Below are 17,983 nucleotides of genomic sequence, written 5' to 3' on the forward strand. Positions count from 1 at the left end.
CTCGCTCACTCATGCCAGGGTCCGCATCCGTCCCGGTCCGGACGTGGCCAGATCGAGGAGGGCATCGAGGTCGAGATGGGACTCGGCGAGGTCGGCGAGCAGGTCGATGCGAGCCTCACGCGCCGTCGCGAAGGAGACGTCCGATGACGGGAGTTCGCGCCCGGCCCTGCCGGCGACCTCGGTCAGCAGCGCTCGGCGGAATCCGTCGGACTCCAGGCTGCCGTGCCACATCGTGCCCCAGGCGGATCCCGCGTGGGCGCCGCCGAGGAACTCCTCGCCGCCCTGCACGGTGACCCGCCCGTGATGGATCTCGTACCCGGACACCTCGTGACCGAGAGCCTCTCCCACCGGGAGCCGCAGGACCTTCTCGGCCTCGAACCGCGTCTCGACATCGAGCAGTCCGAGTCCCTCGACTCGTGCCCCAGGGTCGCCTTCGACACCGGCCTCGTCGGTGATCGACCGCCCGAGCATCTGGAAGCCCCCGCAGATCCCGAGCACCGCTCCCCCACGGCGAGCATGGCTGACGATGGGCGTGTCGAGGCCGCGGGCGCGGAGCCAGGCCAGGTCGCCGATGGTCGTGCGGGTGCCGGGCAGGACGATGAGGTCGGCATCGTCGAGACCCTGTGCATCGCTCACGAAACGCACGTCCACACCGGGTTCGAGGGCGAGCGCGTCGACATCGGTGAAGTTGCTGACCCGCGGGAGGCGGACGACGGCGACCCGCAAAGGATCGGAGCTGCGCTGATCGCGACGGCTCTCCAGGTCCAGGGCATCCTCGGAGTCCAGCCACAGTCCGGCGTCCCACGGCAGCGTGCCGTAGACGCGGCGGCCCGTGCGCTCCTCGATGGCGTCCAGGCCCGGGCGCAGCAGACGCTCGTCGCCGCGGAACTTGTTGACCACGAAACCGGCGACGAGGGCCTGGTCGGCGGCGTCGAGCAGCGCGACGGTGCCGTAGAAGGCCGCGAACACGCCACCGCGGTCGATATCGCCGACCACCACGACGGGCATCCGGGCGTGCTGAGCGAGGCCCATGTTGACGTAGTCGCTGGCGCGCAGGTTGATCTCGGTGGGGCTGCCCGCACCCTCGGCGATCACGAGGTCGTAGCGGCTCGCGAGGTCGTCGAAGGCATCGTGGGCGAGGGTGGCCAGGTGGCGCCGGCCCCGGGCGAAGTCCATCGAGGAGATGGTGCCGGCGGGCTTGCCCATCGCCACAACATGGCTGCGGCGGTCGCTGCCGGGTTTGAGCAGCACGGGATTCATGGCGGGCTCGGGGCGGGCCCGGGCGGCGAGCGCCTGGATCCACTGCGCGCGGCCGATCTCGGCGGTCGTGCCCGCCTCGTCGGCGCACACCATCGAGTTATTGGACATGTTCTGCGCCTTGTACGGCGCAACCCGGATGCCGCGCCGGGCATAGGCGCGGCAGAGTGCGGTGGTGACGACCGACTTGCCCGCGTCCGAGGTCGTCCCCGCGACCAGCAGTCGCGCGCTCATCGCATTCCACCCCCTCCCGCAAGGAACGGAAGATGTGATTCCGCGGTTGCCAGAGCGACCACCGAATCACATCCTCCGTTGCCCGCGTCTAACCTCATGAGGGTTTCCGCAGGAGGGCGAGGTCCATGATCCAGCCGGCCTCGTCCTTGACCCGGTCGCGGGCAGCGCGGATGTCGGGAAGCACCTCGGCGACCGTCCCGTGGGCGAGCGCCTCGTGAGCGGTTCCGAGGTTGGCGCCCCACCAGACCGTCCAGTCGCTCAGCGCGGCGAAGGAGTCGATCGAGGACAGCAGCATCGCGGCGATATTGCCCTCGCCGCGTTCGACGGCCTCGGACAGCTTGCGGCCGGTGGTCAGGTGCAGCGGCCGGCCGATCTCGTGCAGCACGATGGCGTGCCGGGCGGCGAGCAGTTGCAGACTCGAGACGCCGGGGATCACGTCGACATCGAGGGATCGGTCCGCCGCCACGCGATCGAGGATACGCAGAGTGGAGTCGTAGAAGGCGGGGTCGCCCCAGACGAGGATCGCGACATCGCCATCGGCCTCATCGAGAGCGATGGCGAAGCGCTCGGCTCGTGCGGCGTGCCAGTCAGCGACGGCTCGCTGGTAGGCGGCCTCGTCGCCGGCCACCCGAGCGCTGCGGTCCCGTTCAGGGTCTCGGACGGTGAGCATCGGCGGCGGGTCGGGGACGTGGCGCGCGATGATCGCCTCACGGGCGGCGACGAGCGGGTCGTCCTCGCGTTTCTCGACGACGAGATAGGCCGAGACCGATCGCAGCGTTTCAACCGCCTCGACCGTCAGCTGATCGACGCCCCCCGGCCCGATCCCCACGACCCGCACCCTCATCGCACACCCCCGGTCGCGACGGACGCGAGATGTGCTTCGGTGGTCGTCATAGCAACCACAGAGTCACATCCTGCGTCTCGTCCCCGCGCTTCGGTCACTGGCGGTCCTCGAGCTCACCCTCGACCTCGAGGTAGACGGACTGGAGGGCGGCGAGGGTGTCCGGATCGGGCTCAGCCCACAGACCCCGATCAGCGGCCTCGTGCAGGCGCTCGACGATGCCGCGCAGGGCCCACGGATTCGACTGCCGCATGAACTCCTGGGTCTGCTCGTCCAGCACATAGGACTGCGCGAGCTGCTCGTACATCCAGTCGTGCACCACACCGGTGGTCGCATCGAAGCCGTAGAGATAGTCGACGGTCGCCGCGAGCTCGAAGGCGCCCTTATAGCCGTGCCGCTGCATCGCGCCGATCCACCGCGGATTGACCACGCGCGAGCGGAACACCCGACTGGTCTCTTCCGACAGCGTACGAGTCTTGACCGCATCAGGCGTGGTCGAGTCGCCCACATAGGCCTTGGGGTCCTTGCCCGTCAGCGCGCGCACCGTGGCGACCATGCCGCCGTGGTACTGGAAGTAATCGTCGGAGTCGGCGATGTCGTGCTCGCGCGTATCGATGTTCTTGGCCGCGACCTGGATGCGCCGGTAGTTGGCGCGCATGTCATCCGCAGCGGGGGCCCCGTCGAGGTCGCGGCCGTAGGCGAAGCCGCCCCAGGCGGTGTAGACCTCGGCGAGATCGTTGTCATCGCGCCAGTTGCCCGCCTCGATGGTCTGCAGGATGCCCGCACCATAGGACCCCGGCTTGGAGCCGAAGATGCGGGTGCGGGCGCGGCGCTCGTCGCCGTGCTCGATCAGATCGGCCGCGGTGTGGGCGCGGACGTAGTTCTGATCGGCGGGCTCGTCGAGCTCGGCGACGAGGGCGACCGCGTCGTCGAGCATCGCGATGACATGCGGGAAGGCGTCGCGGAAGAAGCCCGAGATCCGCACGGTCACGTCGATGCGCGGACGTCCCAGCTCCTCCAGCGGCACGATGTCGAGGCCGTTGACGCGGCGCGAGGCCCCGTCCCAGGACGGGCGCACGCCGAGCAACGCCAGCACCTCGGCGATATCGTCGCCGCTCGTGCGCATCGCCGACGTGCCCCACACCGACAAACCGACCGAGGTGGGGTACTCCCCCGTCTCGTCGAGGTGTCGCTGGACCAGCGAGTCGGCCATCGCCACGCCGGTCTCGTAGGCGAGTCGCGAGGGCACGGCGCGCGGGTCGACGGTGTAGAAATTGCGTCCGGTCGGCAGCACGTTGACGAGACCGCGCAGCGGCGATCCCGACGGGCCGGCGGGGATGAACCCGCCGTCGAGGGCGTGCAGGACCGCGTCGAGCTCGTCGGTGGTCTTGGCCAGCCGCGGCACGACCTGCGTGGCGGCGAACTCCAGCACGCGCACCACCTCGGGATCATCGTGCAGTCCGGTGGCCGCCGAGGCATCCCAGCCCGCCTCCTCCATCGCAAGGACGAGCTCACGGGCGCGTTGCTCGATCTCGTCGACAGCCCCCAGCTCGTCGGCACCTTCCTTCAGCCCGAGTGCGGCACGGAGCCCGGGGACAGCACCGGTCTCACCACCCCAGACCTGTGAGGCGCGCAGGATGGCCAGCACGAGGTTGACACGCGCTTCGCCGCCGGGGGCCTGGCCGAGCACGTGCAGACCGTCGCGGATCTGCGCGTCCTTGACCTCGCACAGCCAACCGTCGACGTGCAGCAGGAAGTCGTCGAACTCCTCGTCACCCGGCCGTTCGTCCAGACCGAGGTCGCGGTGCATCTCGGCCGCGTGCATGAGGGTCCAGATCTCGGCGCGGATGGCAGGCAGCTTGGCGGGGTCCATCGCCTGGATATTGGCGTACTCGTCGAGCAGCTGCTCCAGCCGGGCGATATCACCATAGGACTCGGCGCGCGCCATCGGCGGGATCAGATGGTCGACGATCGTGGCGTGGGCGCGGCGCTTGGCCTGCGCGCCCTCGCCCGGATCGTTGACGAGGAAGGGGTAGATGAGCGGCATGCTGCCGATCGCGGCATCCGTGGCGCACGAGGCCGAGAGCGCGGCGTTCTTGCCCGGCAGCCACTCCATCGACCCGTGCTTGCCCAGGTGGACCACCGCGTGCGCACCGAAGCCGCGCTCGAGCCAGCGGTAGGCGGCGAGATAGTGGTGGCTCGGCGCGAGATCGGGGTCGTGGTAGATCGCGACCGGGTTCTCTCCGAAGCCGCGGGGCGGCTGGATGAGGATGACGATATTGCCACTGGTGATCGTGGCCAGCACGATCTCCTGACGATCGTTGACGAAGAGCGTGCCCGGTGCGGCACCCCACGCCTCGGTGACCTCGTCGACCAGTTCGGCAGGCAGGTCGGCGATCCACTGCTCATAGTCGGCGGCCGGGATGCGCACGTGGCTCTCGGTGAGCTGACCCGAGGTCAACCACTCCTCGTCCTGGCCGCCCGCGTCGATGAGCGCGTGGATGAGGGTGTCGCCCGCCTCGGTGTCATCGTCCATGTCGAGCACGCGAGTGATGGTCGGGTCGTCGCCCAGGTCGTAGCCGGCGTCGCGCAGACGCCGCAGCAACCGCACCGTCGAGACCGGGGTGTCGAGGCCGACGGCGTTGCCGACGCGGCTGTGCTTGGTCGGGTACGCCGACAGCATCAGCGCGAGCTTGCGCTCGGCGGGCGGGGTGCGGCGCAGGCGCGCGTGATTGACGGCGATGCCGGCGACGCGGCGGCAGCGCTCCTCGTCGGCGACGTAGCGCGGCAGGCCGTCGGCGTCGATCTCCTTGAAGGAGAACGGCGCGGTGATGATGCGGCCGTCGAACTCGGGGATGGCGACCTGGTTGGCCGAGTCCAGCGGGGTCACGCCGTCGTCATTGGCCTCCCATTCAGCGCGGCTGGAGGTGAGGCACAGGCCCTGTAGGACCGGGATGTCGAGGGCAGCGATGCGCTCGACATCCCAGGTCTCATCGTCGCCGCCCGCACTCACGGCGCCGGGCACCTGGCCACCCGCCGCGAGGACGGTCACGATGAGCGCATCGAGGGTGCCGAGCGCCGCATAGAGGTCATCGGGGGCCGAACGCAGCGAGGAGGAGAAGACCGGCCTGCCCACGGCCTCGCCGGTGGCGTCGATCGCATCGGCGAGCACATGGGCGAACTCCGTATTGCCGCTCGCCTCGTGCGCGCGGTAGTAGAGGATGCCGATGCGCGGGAGGTCCGCGGGACGTTCGGGGCGCTCGCTCCACCCCCACGTCGGCAGGACGGCGGGCGGCTCGAAGCCCTCGCCGGTCAGCAGGATCGTGTCGGAGAGAAAGGCGTGGAGCTGGGCGAGGTTGGCCGGACCGCCCTCGGCGAGGTAGCGATGTGCCTCGGCGGCCACACCCATCGGGACGGTGGAGTGCTCCATGAGCTCGGCGCTCGGCTGCTGCTCGCCGCCGAGGACGACGATCGGGACGGTGGCCTCGCGCACCGCCGTCGGCACGTCGTCGGGCGATCCGAGGATGCGGGCGACGACGAGATCGGCCTCGCCCACGAGCGCCGCGATCTGCTCGTCGGTCAACCGCACCGGGTTGGCGAAGCGGTAGTCGGCACCACTTGCGCGCGCGGAGAGCAGATCGGTGTCGGATGTGGACAGCAACGCGATGCGCGTCATGCTTCCTCCTCGGGGTTCTCGCCCCTATCAGTCGGAATCGTCGCGTTCAGTGTCTGGCTCGGCCTCGCGGACGATGCCCGCGCGGCCTCACAGTGGCGGAACCGCCCCGGTCTCGCACCGGGTTCCTGAGATCGCGTCGACGTGAGTGCGCCCAGCGTATCCGGGCGGCGCGCGCCCCGGTCCGAGGGGCGGCCCGCGTGCTGAGCGAGGGTGTGGATAACGATCTCGACACGACGTAGAATGCAATTAATGTTGCATTCGTGAGGATCACGGCCAGCGCACGACGGCACGACATCGCCGATGAGGACATCCTTCACGCCCTTCGTCACCTCCTTCGGGTATACGAGGGCAGAGACGAGGTCCTGTTGGTGATCGGTGCCGCCCGCGATGGTCGGATCATCGAGGTGGGGATCGCGGACTCGATCCGCGAGCGGTTCACGCGATGCGAGCACGGCCGAAGTTCTGGCCCTGAGACGACCGAAGGGAGCATGACCATGACGGCACGGATACGGCTCAGTGACCAGGAAGCCCTCGACAGGATCGAGGAGATCGATCCTGCCACCGCCCCGATGCGCGATATCTCGGCGACGGAACCGATCAGAGCAGCGGTCGCGGGCCGCGCCGCGGCCGAGCGAGCGGTCACCGATGCAGTGCACGATGCCCGGGCCCGAGGGGTCACCTGGGTGGAGATCGCCGCCGCCCTCGGCGTCAGCCACCAAGGTGCCCGCCAACGGTACGGAACTCGCTGATCCCCTCCTGGGACCTGGGGGCGGTGGATTATCACGCACCGCCGCACCTCGAGTGCGGGATGGTTCACGGCTCGGGGCCGGTCAATGGTCGGGCGCGGTCTCGCGGGCGAGGTCGATGATGTGTGCGGCGCTGACCGCGGCCCCGTCGAGATCTCGGATGCGGTCCGCGAGGACCCGTGCCGCCTGCCGCATCCCCTCGTCGTGCAGGCGGCGTTCGACGAGCCCGGGCAGACGCCGACGGCGCACATCGGAGGTCGAGAACCGCAGGGCATTGCCGAAGCGGGCGCACTCGTCGAGGTTGAAGCGCTGCTCCGGCTGCAGACCGATCCCGGCGAACGGAGCTCCCGACGCGCAGGCGGTCTGTACCGTCCCCTCCCCGCCGTGGATCACCGAGGCGTCGATCAACCCGACGAGCTGATGCGCGGGCAGGAAGTCGTACACCCGGATGTTGGCAGGCAGCGACGCACGATCGTCGTCGGTGAGATAGCGGCCGGCGGTCGTGACGATGTCGATGTCCATCGGCGCGAGCCGGCCGAGGATGGACCGCGCCGAGGACCGGCGCGCCGACGAGCCCAGACCGACATAGACGACCGGCCGGCGGCGGTCCTCGAACTCCAGCAGCTCGGCGGGCAGCTCGCCGTCGGTCCGCGCATAGACGGGCCCGACCAGGTGCTCATTGTCCGCCAGCTTCGAGGACGGGACGGGCCAGGCCGAGACGATCAGGTTCACGTCCGCGTCCAGAGCGTCGACCGTGCGGTCCGGCAGCCGCACACCCCGCTCGGCCGCGACGACGCGGAAGGAGCGCGGCTTCCATCGCAGCGCCGTCGCCGCGGTACGCGTCGCCGTGCCCGCCAGCCGATTGACCGCTGAGCCGAGACCGCCCCTCGCCATGACCAGCGGGAAGGTCGTCATGCTGGTGAGATGTCCGCGGCTCATCGCCAGGGGCCGGACATAGACCAGCGGCACGTGAGCGGCGCGGGCCGAGATGAACAACGACAGCGTGGTTCCGATGACGATGACGTGCGGCTGCCATCGCTCGATGAGGGCGGGCTCGCTGCGCACGCGCTCGCGGATCATCGACGTCGTGAACGGATGACGGATCGCCCGGCCCTGGTCGACCGCGATCAACCGGTCCGCATCGGCCTCGCTCAGCTCCGGGTCGAGCAGTTCCAGGTCGAAGCCGGCCGAGGTGATGTGGTCGGCGAAACGGCGCGAATAGCCCATGAACCGCACCTCGTGCCCCGCGTCTCGCACCGCCCGCGCCACTTCTACCGCCCGTGAGGTCTCCCCCAAGTTGAATGTCTCGGGCGCGAACAGTATGCGCAGCCGCTCGGGCGTCCTCTCGGTGATCGTCACCACCGTGCCCGCTCCGTCGTCGCGCGGCAAGGCGGGGCGTCAACCGCGCACGGCGTAGGTGACGTAGTCGTCGTAGAGCTGCCAGGCGGTGCCGACCTCGGCGAAGCCGGCCTGCGACAGCGCCGCGAGCCGGAAGTCGATCGCGGTCGACGGCGTCGCCACTCGGCCCGTGAACCGGCGGTCGCGCTCGGCGACTCGCTCCGCGTGGCCGGGGCGCTCGCTCAGCGACCCCCACCACCGGTCCCAGGTCTGCGCGCCGGCGGCGAAGGCCTCCTCCTGGGTGCGACGATCGTGGTCGGCGGCCCAGCGCGCGATGTGCGGCGAGCGTCCGTCGAATCGGAAGTGGTCGCCGTCGAGGAAGACCCCTCCCGGTCGCAGGACCTCGGCGACCTCCGCGAAGAGGCGGACGAGGTCAGCAGGCCACAGCCAGTGCAGCGCCGTCGTCGACATGGCGCCGGCGAAGCCCTCCTCCGCCACGGCCCCCCGCCACTCGCCGGTCAGATCGGCGTCCACGATCCGCACCCGATCGCCATAGGGCGCCAGGTACTCCGCCGCCAGGTCCAGGAGCACCGGGTCGTAGTCGACCGCCACTACCCGGGAGTTCGGCACCGCGTCGAGGACGCGGGCGGCCAGCGAACCCGGCCCGCAGGCCAGGTCGAGGACGGTCATCGGCTCGTCGCCCGCGACCTGCCGCAGCATATCGACCATGACGGCGAACCGCTGCTCGCGTTCGGCGATGTAGGCGGCCTGCTGGTCGTCCCAGTGCCGCACGAGATCGGCGGCGGTCATCCGACGAGCCCCAGGTCCCGCAGCCCCTCGGCGATCTGCTCGATGCCGTCGACATTGCGGATCGAGGGATCCATCGTCGTCCCTCCGAGGATGATGTAGCGACGCTCCTTGACCGCCGTCAGCCGGCTCGCCACCGGATCGGACTCCAGGAAGGCGATCTTGGCCTCCGCGCTGTCACCGTCGTCGCCACGCTCCAGGTCGGCGAGCACCAGCACATCGGGGTCGCGGTCGAGGATCGACTCCCAGCCGATCTCGGGCCACAGCTGACGCTGATCCTCGAAGGCATTGGTCGCCCCGACCGCACGGGTCATCAGGCCCGGCGCCCCACAGCATCCGGCCATGTACGGGGTGCGCGTCGAGGAGTACCACCACGCGAGCGAGACATCCTCGGCACCGAGGTCCTCGGTCGCCGCCTCGGCTCGATCGCGCAGCTCGGTCGTCAGCTCGTCGCCGGCATCCTGGACATCGAAGAGCTCGGCGACATCGGCGATCTCGTCGTACAGGTCGTCGAGGCTGAGCTCGCTGGTCTGCTCGGCGTCCTGGCCGCCGCACTCGCTCGGCGACTGATACGTCGGTACGCCCAGCTCATCGAACCGCTCCTGATCTCCGATCCCCTCTGAGGTGAAGGTGTACGCGAAGGTCGAGTAGACGAGATCGGGTTCGACGTCGAGCACACGCTCCAGCGCGGGGAACTCCTCGTCGAACTTGTCGACCTTCTCGAAGTCCTCCTTGACGTCCTCGATGACCTGGGAGTCCGACACCCCCACGGCCTCGATCCGATCAGCGAGTCCGAGGCTCAGCACGAGCTCGGTCGCCGGTTGATTGATGACCACGGCGCGCTCGACCGGGGACTCGATCGTGACCTCCCGATCGCAGTTCTCCACCACGATCGGGTAGCCCTCGGCGGAGGTGCCGGCATCGGTCGTGTCGGTGGTCGAGCCGCAGGCGGCGAGCAGGCCGAGGGCGCTGACGCCCGCGACGAAGGATCGGGTTCTCATGAGGTGGTCCTTTCGGAGATGATGCGCGGTCGGCGCAGGCGGTCGACGGGGCGGCCGTCGATGAGGTGCTCGTCGACGAGCTCGCCGACATCGGCCCCCGTGACGGGCCCGTACCAGGTGTCGTCGGGGTGCACCGCCACGACCGGCGCGTGATTGCAAGGGAAGAGACAGCCCGTCTGGGTGACGAGCACGTCCTCGTCGCCCAGCTCGCGCTCGTGCAGCGCGGTGCTGAGGGCTTCGGCGGTGGTCGCGGCGCCGGATGCGGAACAGCGCGGGCCACGGCACACGAGCAGGTGATGGCGGAAGCCCGGAACGTCCTCCCAGGCGGACGACCGCAACGGCGCCTCGCGCCCGGTGACCGCGGAGGCGACCACCTCGACCCGGACTCCGGGATGCTCGCGCACCCAGTGCGCCGCCACGCGGCGCAACCAGGAACGGGCCGGGGCGGCACCGGCGGCGGGCAGCCGGACGAGTCGCACGTGAGCGACCCCGTCGTCGGCCAGCCGGCTCAACTCATCGACCAACGAGGGCTCTCCTCGCTGGAGATAGGCGACCGACGCGCCGGTGACCTCCGCGAGTTCGGCCAGGGCCGAGTGATCGTTCACCGCGTCGACCGCCATCGCGACGATCACGACGGACGCCGGCATGCGTGCTCACCTCCCGCGACCCACACGATCGTGCGGCGCTGAGCCACCGGATGCGTCTCGACGACGGCCTCGACACCGTAGACGTCGCGGATCAACTCCGCGGTGAGGACATCGTCGGTGGCACCGTGAGCGACGATGTGCCCGCCTTGCATGACGATCAACTCGTCGCAGTAGGCCGCCGCCAGGTCGAGATCGTGCAGCGCGGCGATCGCGGTCGGCGCGGTCTCGCGCACCGTGCGCAGGAAGGCGATCTGGTGGCCGAGGTCGAGGTGATTGGTGGGCTCGTCGAGCAGGAGCACCTCGGGCTCCTGGGCGAGCGCCCTCGCGAGCTGGACGCGTTGCCGTTCACCGCCGGAGAGCGTCGCCCACCGCCGGTCCCCGAGGGCGGTGACCCGGCCCCGATGCATCGCCCGCTCGATCGTCTCCGCGTCGTCGTGCACGGCACCGGGCCAACGGCTGCGGTGCGGGATGCGGCCGAGCTCCACGACATCGCGGGCCGTGAGATCCAGTCCCGTCTCGGCATGCTGCTCCAGCAGCGCCACTCGGCGGGCCCGCTCCCTGGATCGCAGGCTCGTCAGGGCCTCACCGTCGAGTGTCACGAGGCCGCTCGACGGCTGGTTGACGCCCGCGAGCAGATGCAGCAGCGAGGTCTTGCCGGAGCCGTTCGGGCCGATGATCCCGGTGAACAGACCGGGTTTGAAGGTCACGTCGATGCCATCGAGGATCGTCGTGCCGCCCGCGATCCACGTGACCCCTTGGGCCGTCAGACTGCCCATCGTCCGCTCGCTCATGCCGCCACCGCCTCAAAGAAAAGAACGCTAGGACGACGGCGGCATGAGATAGAGCCCAACCTTCGCTCGCTCCGCTCGCTCATGCCGCCACCGCCTCGAAAAAGCACACAGTAGGACGACGGCGGCATGAGATAGAGCCCAACCTTCGCTCGCTCCGCTCGCTCATGACCGGGCTCCTCTCCACAGCAGATAGCCGAACAGGGGCGCTCCCACCAGGGCGGTGGCGACACCGACCGGCAGCTCCTGACCGGGAACGATCGAACGGGCGATGAGATCCGCCCACACCAGCAGCACCGCTCCTCCAAGGGCGCTCGCCGGCAACAGGATGGTGTGCCGGGGCCCGAGGACGAGGCGCATGACGTGCGGCACCACGAGGCCGACGAAGCCGATCGCGCCGCTGAAGGCGACGAGCGAGGCGGTCACGAGTGCCGTGCCGGTGAGGGCGATCCACCGGAACACCGGCACGCTCACCCCCAACGCGCTCGCGGCGACCTCGCCGAAGGCGAAGGCATCGAGCGTGGACGAGAAGGACCAGAGCACGACCACGGTCAGCACCGCGACGACCAGCAGGAAGATCGCGGCTCCCCAGCGCACCCCCGCGACCGAGCCCAGCGTCCAGCTGAGGACACGACGCGCGGCATCGTGCTGGTCGCTCACGACGACGGTGAACGAGGTGTACGCCGCACAGACCTGCCCGACGGCGACACCCGCGAGGACGGTCCGGGCCGGCGTGAGCCGGCCACTGCGTCCTGCCGCGACGATCAGCACCACGACGAGCGCCATGAGCGCACCGGCGAAGGCCCCGACCGTCAGCGCGGTGGTCGCGGCCAGGCCGGCGCCGAAGCCGAGGACGAGCACCGAGACCGCGCCGACCGTGGCGCCCTGGGAGATGCCGAGCAGGTACGGATCGGCGAGGTCGTTGCGGGTGATCGACTGCAGGACCACTCCGACGATCGCGAGACCCGCTCCGACGGCCGCCGCACCGAGCACACGTGGCATCCGCATCTGCCACACGATCCGGTCATCGATCGGCTCGACGGGAAGATCGGCCAGCCCCATCCGGCGGACGACCACCTCGAGCACCGTCGGGAGCGGCACGTGCACGGATCCGATCGCGAGTGCGACGCCCAGCGAGCCGACGAGCGCCACCGACAGCAGGACGATCGACCAGGAGCGCACCGCCTTCGGCGTCCTCGTTCTGCCCGGAGGGGCAACGAGGGTCGTCACTGAGCGGTCAGCTGCTGGGCAACCGACGACGCGCCGTCGACGAGCCTGACTCCCGGAGTCGAGGCCGAGAACGGCACGGTCACGAATCGCTCCTCCTGGACGGCCCGCAACTGGCTCAGGGCCGGATCGTTCCGTAGGAACTCGATCTTGTCGTCGGCGGTCGACCATCCGGCATCGGCGAGCACGATCACATCGGGATCCTCGGCGACGACCTGCTCCCAGCTGACATCCGCCCAGCCACCCTCCTGGTCGCCGAAGACGTTCTCTGCGCCGATCGCGTCGAGGATCAGCTGAGGGCCGCCGTCCCCGGCACCGGCGAAGGCCGTGTCGGTACCCGAGTCGAACCAGAAGACCCGCAAGCCGTCGCCGGCGGCATCCGCCCCGAGGTCGTCGAGCGTGCTCTGCTGCTCCTCGCGGATCTCCTCGGCGCGTTCCGACACCCCGAAGGCGGCGGCGACATCGTCGACCTCGCCCCAGACGCTGTCCCAGCTGACCTCGGCCTTCTCGCCCGATGGGCAGCCGAGCGGAGAGACATAGGTCGCGATGTCGGACTCGGCCAGCTCCTCGCGGGAGCCCGCCGCCTCGGCATCGAAGGCCGACGCGTAGGAGGCGTAGATGAAGTCGGGGCGCTCGGCGAGCACCGTCTCGCTGTCGGGATAGGCGTCGGCGATCACCGGCACCGACTCATAGGCCTCGCGCCACTTCTCGGGGATCTCGTCGTCGAGATAGGCGGTGCCTGCCAGCTGGTCCTCGACACCCAGCGCGAGCGCGACCTCGGTCGCGCCCTGGTTCATGGTGATGGCGCTCTCGGGCCGATCGGCGACCTCGGAGGTCGTCCCGCAGCTGGTCAGCTCGATCGGGAAGCCGGCATCGGAGCCGTCCCCGCCGTCGCCGGAGGTGGGAGCACCGGCGCAGCCGGCGAGGAGGAGTGCCGCCGCGGCGGCAGCGAGGGTGGGAAGGGTACGGACGACCATGACAGGTCCCTTTCGTCCGAGGCTCAAACGCGAAGCCTGCAACTGGATGGATCACACACGCGAACGTGCGACCAGCAGGTCTTCGGACTCGGGATCAATCAGACGGAGCGCCTTCCCGGACAATCGTCCAGTGGCATCAAGCTCCGCCCGTCACCCTCACCGCTGCGCGTCAGTCCCGGACTCACACCGGGTTCCCTGGCTCAAACGAGCACGACTGGCGCTCGCACTCTAGCAGCGGCTCAACGGGCGGCGAGCACGCAGTCGCCGCAATAGCCGCCACCGGGCAACCGGTAGTACAGGCAGCACGAGGCGCGGACGAAGCCGCCGTCGACCGTGCCGGTGCCGCGCAGCGGGCCCTCGGCGAGGCTGCCCAGGGCGGCACCGGCGGCCCGGTCGGCACCGGCGGCGCCCAGACGGCGCAGCATCGTCACGGCTCCGAAGACCGCCGAGGCGATATTGCCGTCGAGGATCGTGCGCGAGACGGAGAAGTCGTCCCCGATGCGCTCGGCGAGCGGGCCGACGACCTCGGTGGTCACCTCATCGAGCGTGCGCGGCTCGCCGGGCTCGACCGCGATCGGCCAGGGCCCGGAGTCGACGGGCCGCCAGCGGGTCGTCGACAGGTCGATGCGCGGCGCCATCGCCCCTGCCGCGAGCGATCCGAGCACCGGGGAGACGAGACGTGCGAACAGTCCGAGGGACATGATCGAGGCGGCGACCCGGTCCTCGACGTCCGCGCGAGCGCGCTCGGCGAGAGCGTCGCGGGTGTGGGCGACCCGCTCGGCAAGGACCTCGCCGTGTAGCTGGTCCAGCGTCAGCCAGCCCTCACCCACCGTCCCGCGCTCGACCGCGAAGTACGGGCCGAGTCCGGCGAGCGGGTCCATGCCCGCAGGCTACGCGACGCGCTCCGGTCGCGAACGGCCTCCGGCTACTCGACCACCGAGGATCCGGATCGGTGATCGGGTATCGAGATGTGGCATCGCTGGGGGACCGTCGAGGGGTGGCGGTGGAGGCGGCCGTCGACGAGGGTGACGACCTGATCGCTCGCCTCCGCGGCCTCGGCATCGTGCGTGGCCTGGACCACGACCCGGCCGGAGGCCGCGACCCGGCGCAGCACATCGCTCAGCTCTCGCCGTACCCCGATGTCGAGCCCCGACATCGGCTCGTCGAGGACCATCACCGGGGCGTCGCAGACGATCGCCCGGGCCACGAGGCTCCGCTGGACCTGTCCGCCGGAGAGCTCATCGAGCCGTCGCCGCGCGAGATGGGCGATGCCGAGATCGTCCATCGCGCTCTCCACCGCCCGGCGATCATCACGGCTCACCCGGCGCCACGGGCCACGCCGTTGCCAGGCTCCCATCGTCACGACATCGCGCACCGTGAGGGGCAGGCGTGGATCGATGTGCGTGCGCTGCGGGACATAGGCCACCCCGCCGGGAGGACGGCTGACGGTGCCCCTCGCCGGGGGCCTGATCCCCGCCATGACATCGAGCAACGTCGTCTTGCCCGAGCCGTTCGAGCCGCGCAGCGCCGTCACCCGCCCGGCGGCGAAACACCAGGTCACGCCCCGCAACACCTCGTGACGCCCGTAGCCCGCGTGCACCTCGCACACGTCGATCATCCGACCCCCTAATAAGAATGGTTCTCATTGCATTGTAGAGTCCTCGCCGATGAACCTTCTGACCGACCCCTTCGCCGTGAGCTTCGTCAGCCGCGCCGCGATCGCGGGACTCCTCGTCGCCGTCGCCTGCGCCTGCGCCGGCACCTGGGTGGTGCTGCGCGGCATGGCCTTCCTCGGCGACGCGATGTCCCACGGGATGCTCCCCGGCGTCGCGCTCGCGTCCCTGGCCGGCGTGAGTCTCAGCCTCGGCGCGGGGATCGCCGCCGCCCTCATGGCCCTGGGGGTATCGACGCTGCAACGGAACCGCCGCCTCGGAACCGACACCACCATCGGCCTGCTGTTCGTCGGGATGCTCGCGGCCGGCGTGATCATCGTCTCCGCCTCGGGCTCGTTCGCCGTCGACATCACCGCCTTCCTCTTCGGCGAGGTGCTCGCCGTGCAACAGGGCGATCTCGTGACGCTGGCGGTGACGACAGCGGTCATCGTCGCGATGACCGCTCTCGGCCACCGAGCCTTCCTGGTCAGCGCCCTCGACCGCCGGATCGCCCGCACCAGCGGGCTGCGTCCCGAGATCGCCCAGCTCGCGCTGCTGACCATGCTGACCCTCGCGATCGTCGCCACGTTCAGCATCGTCGGAACGCTCCTGGTCTTCGGCATGCTCATCGCGCCTCCCGCCGCGGCGGTGCTGTGGACCTCCCGCGTATCCCTCGCCATCGCCCTCGCAGCCGCGCTCGGCGCCGTGGCCGTCGTCGTCGGGCTGCTCGTCTCCTGGCACGCGGGCACGGCGGCGGGAGCCACGATCACCGCCTGCGCCGTCGCGATCTTCGTCCTGGCACTCGGACTGCGCTCCGTCGTGCCCTCCACTGCCCGCACCCTCGAAAGGACCGCATGAGACCCCTCCGCCCCCTCCTCGCCGTCACCAGCATCGTGCTGGTCGCCGCCTGCTCGTCCTCCGGTGACGACGACACCGCCGGGGACCAGCACGGCCACGGGCACGTCGAGGGCACCGTCGAGGAGGCCGAGGCGCAGCACCGGCTCGTGGTCGCCGATGGCGAACGAGCCTCGGTCATCGATCTCCTCGACGGCAGCGCCGAGACCTTCGACCTGCCTGCCGACTCCGTGCAGACCGATGGGCGCTTCGTCTTCGGAGGCAAGGACGGCACGGCGACGGTGCTCGACGCGGGCAGCTGGACCTGGCCGCACGGCGACCACAACCACTACTACCGCCAGGACGCCGCACAGCTCGGCGACACCGAGCTGGCCGACGGCACGATCGTCGGCGCGTTCGGCTCCGACACGCTCGCCATCGATGCAGACGGCGCGGTCACGACCGTCGACCGCGACGCCCTGGAGGACGGCGAGCTGACGACAGCCGCGGACGACGACATCGACAGCTCCTGTGACGACCCCGACGGTGCCGTGCGGACCGGCGAGCAGCTCGTCATCGCGTGCGCCGACGGCGTCCTCGTGACGGAGGACGGCGAGAACGATCTCGTGCCCTATCCCGGTGAGGAGCGGGCCCACGAGCTCGGTCAGCGCCCCCGCGCCACCGAGCTCGCCGCGGTTCTCGGCGATGAGGTCGCGGTGCTCGATCTCGGCGGCCGGACCTGGACGACCATGGAGTCCCCCTCGCCCCTCGCTGCGGTCGCGCTCGGCGCCGACCTCGGCGTGCTCGTGCTCGGCGAGGACGGCACGCTGCGGCACTACGACGCCGCGGGCGAGCAGCTGGCCGAGCGCCCCCTCCTGGAGAATCCGGACCTCGAGTACCCGCCGTCCCTCGTCGCCGACACGTCACGGGCCTATGTGAACGATGCCGAGGCCTCGGTCGTCCACGAGATCGACTACGCCGACAGTCTGCGCATCGCCCGCGGGATCCAGACCGGCGACGTCACCCCGCTCCACCTGGTGGAGACGGGATGGTGACCCGGCGGCTGGCCGCGCTCGCCGGCGGCATCGCCCTGTCGGCGGCCGCGCTCACCGCCTGCTCGGGTGGCCCGTCCGACGGAGGTGTCGTCGTCACGACCAATATCCTCGGCGATGTCGTGCAGGAGGTGGCCGGCGACGATGTCGAGGTCACCGTGCTCATGCCGGCCGGGGCCGATCCGCACTCCTTCGAGATCTCCGCCCAGCAGGCGGCCGCCGTCGAGAACGCCGACCTCGTGGTCAGCAACGGACTCGGCCTCGAGGAGGGCGTCCAACACGTCGTCGACGCCGCCGAGGCCGACGGCGTGCCGGTGCTCGCCGTCGGCGACCTCGTCGACCCCCTGGAGTATCGCGAGGGAGCCTCCGCGGGCCAGCTCGATCCGCACTTCTGGACCGATCCCGCCCGCATGAACCTCGCGGTCGAGCACGTGACCGAGGCACTGGAGGAGCACGCGGGCATCGAGCCCGGCGAGGGGGCCGTGGCCTACCTCGACGAGCTCACCGACCTGGATCGGCACATGAGGGAAGCCTTCGACGCGATACCGGACGATCGCCGCAGTCTGGTCACGAATCACCACGTCCTCGGCTACCTCGCCGACCGCTACGACTTCGAGGTCGTCGGCGCCGTGATCCCGAGCGGCACCACGCTCGCGTCGCCCAGCGCCGCCGACCTCGACTCCCTCGCCACCGCGATCACCGAGAACGGCGTGCCCGCGGTCTTCGCCGACTCGTCGCAACCGGACCGTCTCGCGCAGGTCCTCGCCGACACGGCGGGCATCGACGTGCAGGTGGTCTCGCTGTACTCCGAGTCGCTCACCGCCGACGGCGAGGCGGCCACCTACCTGGGGATGATGCGCGCCAATACCGATGCCATCGCCTCCGCACTGTCCTGACACACCCACC

The 17,983-nt window shown here is 70.4% G+C and carries 16 protein-coding genes and 2 riboswitches; of the genes, 4 read left to right on the top strand and 12 right to left on the bottom strand.

What is annotated here, in order from left to right; genetic code table 11:
• Nucleotides 1-9: 9 nt before the first annotated feature.
• From FNM00_RS10960 to cobN, 3 genes are all read right to left on the bottom strand, one after another.
• Nucleotides 10-1,491 (bottom strand): cobyric acid synthase, encoded by a 1,482-nt coding sequence (locus FNM00_RS10960; protein ID WP_143913580.1) that lies wholly within the window; start codon nucleotides 1,489-1,491, stop codon nucleotides 10-12.
• A gap of 94 nt (nucleotides 1,492-1,585) precedes the next feature.
• Nucleotides 1,586-2,335, bottom strand: coding sequence for a precorrin-6A synthase (deacetylating) (cobF, locus tag FNM00_RS10965; RefSeq protein ID WP_143913582.1), 750 nt, complete (start codon nucleotides 2,333-2,335; stop codon nucleotides 1,586-1,588).
• A gap of 94 nt (nucleotides 2,336-2,429) precedes the next feature.
• Nucleotides 2,430-6,008, bottom strand: a complete 3,579-nt coding sequence (gene cobN / locus FNM00_RS10970) for a cobaltochelatase subunit CobN (RefSeq protein ID WP_143913584.1) — start codon at nucleotides 6,006-6,008, stop codon at nucleotides 2,430-2,432.
• Nucleotides 6,009-6,055: 47 nt separating this feature from the next.
• Nucleotides 6,056-6,136: riboswitch (cobalamin riboswitch) on the bottom strand.
• Between the two features lie 132 nt (nucleotides 6,137-6,268).
• On the opposite strand from cobN, the gene FNM00_RS10975 reads away from it, so the two are divergent.
• Nucleotides 6,269-6,757, top strand: coding sequence for a hypothetical protein (locus tag FNM00_RS10975; RefSeq protein ID WP_143913585.1), 489 nt, complete (start codon nucleotides 6,269-6,271; stop codon nucleotides 6,755-6,757).
• 81 nt (nucleotides 6,758-6,838) lie between these two features.
• Here FNM00_RS10975 and FNM00_RS10980 read toward each other — a convergent pair whose 3' ends face one another.
• The 9 genes from FNM00_RS10980 to aztA all read right to left on the bottom strand — a co-directional run bounded on the left by FNM00_RS10980 (nucleotide 6,839) and on the right by aztA (nucleotide 15,157).
• Nucleotides 6,839-7,981 carry a glycosyltransferase gene (locus tag FNM00_RS10980; protein WP_221933693.1) on the bottom strand — a complete coding sequence of 381 codons (1,143 nt, stop codon included), beginning with the start codon at nucleotides 7,979-7,981 and terminating at the stop codon, nucleotides 6,839-6,841.
• A gap of 171 nt (nucleotides 7,982-8,152) precedes the next feature.
• Complete coding sequence (locus tag FNM00_RS10985) at nucleotides 8,153-8,902, bottom strand: class I SAM-dependent methyltransferase (RefSeq protein ID WP_143913586.1); 750 nt, start codon at nucleotides 8,900-8,902, stop codon at nucleotides 8,153-8,155.
• Nucleotides 8,899-9,900: an ABC transporter substrate-binding protein gene (locus tag FNM00_RS10990; protein ID WP_143913587.1), complete on the bottom strand. Its 1,002-nt coding sequence runs from the start codon at nucleotides 9,898-9,900 to the stop codon at nucleotides 8,899-8,901. The genes FNM00_RS10985 and FNM00_RS10990 overlap by 4 nt, the downstream gene beginning before the upstream one ends.
• On the bottom strand, nucleotides 9,897-10,547 hold the full coding sequence (locus FNM00_RS10995) for a (2Fe-2S) ferredoxin domain-containing protein (protein ID WP_143913588.1): 651 nt from the start codon (nucleotides 10,545-10,547) through the stop codon (nucleotides 9,897-9,899). The genes FNM00_RS10990 and FNM00_RS10995 overlap by 4 nt, the downstream gene beginning before the upstream one ends.
• The gene (locus FNM00_RS19225; protein WP_143913589.1) at nucleotides 10,529-11,338 is read right to left on the bottom strand and encodes an ABC transporter ATP-binding protein; all 810 of its coding nucleotides are present in this window, start codon (nucleotides 11,336-11,338) and stop codon (nucleotides 10,529-10,531) included. The genes FNM00_RS10995 and FNM00_RS19225 overlap by 19 nt, the downstream gene beginning before the upstream one ends.
• 162 nt (nucleotides 11,339-11,500) lie before the next feature.
• Complete coding sequence (locus FNM00_RS11005; RefSeq protein ID WP_143913590.1) at nucleotides 11,501-12,517, bottom strand: FecCD family ABC transporter permease; 1,017 nt, start codon at nucleotides 12,515-12,517, stop codon at nucleotides 11,501-11,503.
• Between the two features lie 44 nt (nucleotides 12,518-12,561).
• Nucleotides 12,562-13,539, bottom strand: coding sequence for an ABC transporter substrate-binding protein (locus FNM00_RS11010; protein WP_143913592.1), 978 nt, complete (start codon nucleotides 13,537-13,539; stop codon nucleotides 12,562-12,564).
• A gap of 55 nt (nucleotides 13,540-13,594) precedes the next feature.
• A riboswitch (cobalamin riboswitch) is annotated at nucleotides 13,595-13,773 on the bottom strand.
• A 5-nt stretch (nucleotides 13,774-13,778) separates the two neighbouring features.
• Nucleotides 13,779-14,420, bottom strand: coding sequence for a (2Fe-2S)-binding protein (locus FNM00_RS11015; protein ID WP_143913594.1), 642 nt, complete (start codon nucleotides 14,418-14,420; stop codon nucleotides 13,779-13,781).
• Nucleotides 14,421-14,464: 44 nt separating this feature from the next.
• Nucleotides 14,465-15,157: a zinc ABC transporter ATP-binding protein AztA gene (gene aztA / locus FNM00_RS11020; RefSeq protein WP_143913595.1), complete on the bottom strand. Its 693-nt coding sequence runs from the start codon at nucleotides 15,155-15,157 to the stop codon at nucleotides 14,465-14,467.
• A 49-nt stretch (nucleotides 15,158-15,206) separates the two neighbouring features.
• Here aztA and aztB point away from each other — a divergent pair, with 49 nt between their 5' ends.
• From aztB to aztC, 3 genes are read left to right on the top strand one after another with little or no spacing between them, the layout of a single operon-like run.
• Entirely contained in the window at nucleotides 15,207-16,049 is an 843-nt protein-coding gene (aztB, locus tag FNM00_RS11025; protein WP_143913596.1) for a zinc ABC transporter permease AztB, read from the top strand.
• Nucleotides 16,046-17,080: a hypothetical protein gene (locus tag FNM00_RS11030; RefSeq protein ID WP_143913597.1), complete on the top strand. Its 1,035-nt coding sequence runs from the start codon at nucleotides 16,046-16,048 to the stop codon at nucleotides 17,078-17,080. Before aztB ends, FNM00_RS11030 begins: the two co-directional genes overlap by 4 nt.
• Complete coding sequence (gene aztC / locus FNM00_RS11035) at nucleotides 17,074-17,973, top strand: zinc ABC transporter substrate-binding protein AztC (protein WP_143913598.1); 900 nt, start codon at nucleotides 17,074-17,076, stop codon at nucleotides 17,971-17,973. Before FNM00_RS11030 ends, aztC begins: the two co-directional genes overlap by 7 nt.
• Nucleotides 17,974-17,983: the final 10 nt, after the last annotated feature.

Source organism: Aeromicrobium piscarium (genome assembly GCF_007421815.1).
Taxonomy (GTDB): Bacteria; Actinomycetota; Actinomycetes; order Propionibacteriales; family Nocardioidaceae; genus Aeromicrobium; species Aeromicrobium piscarium.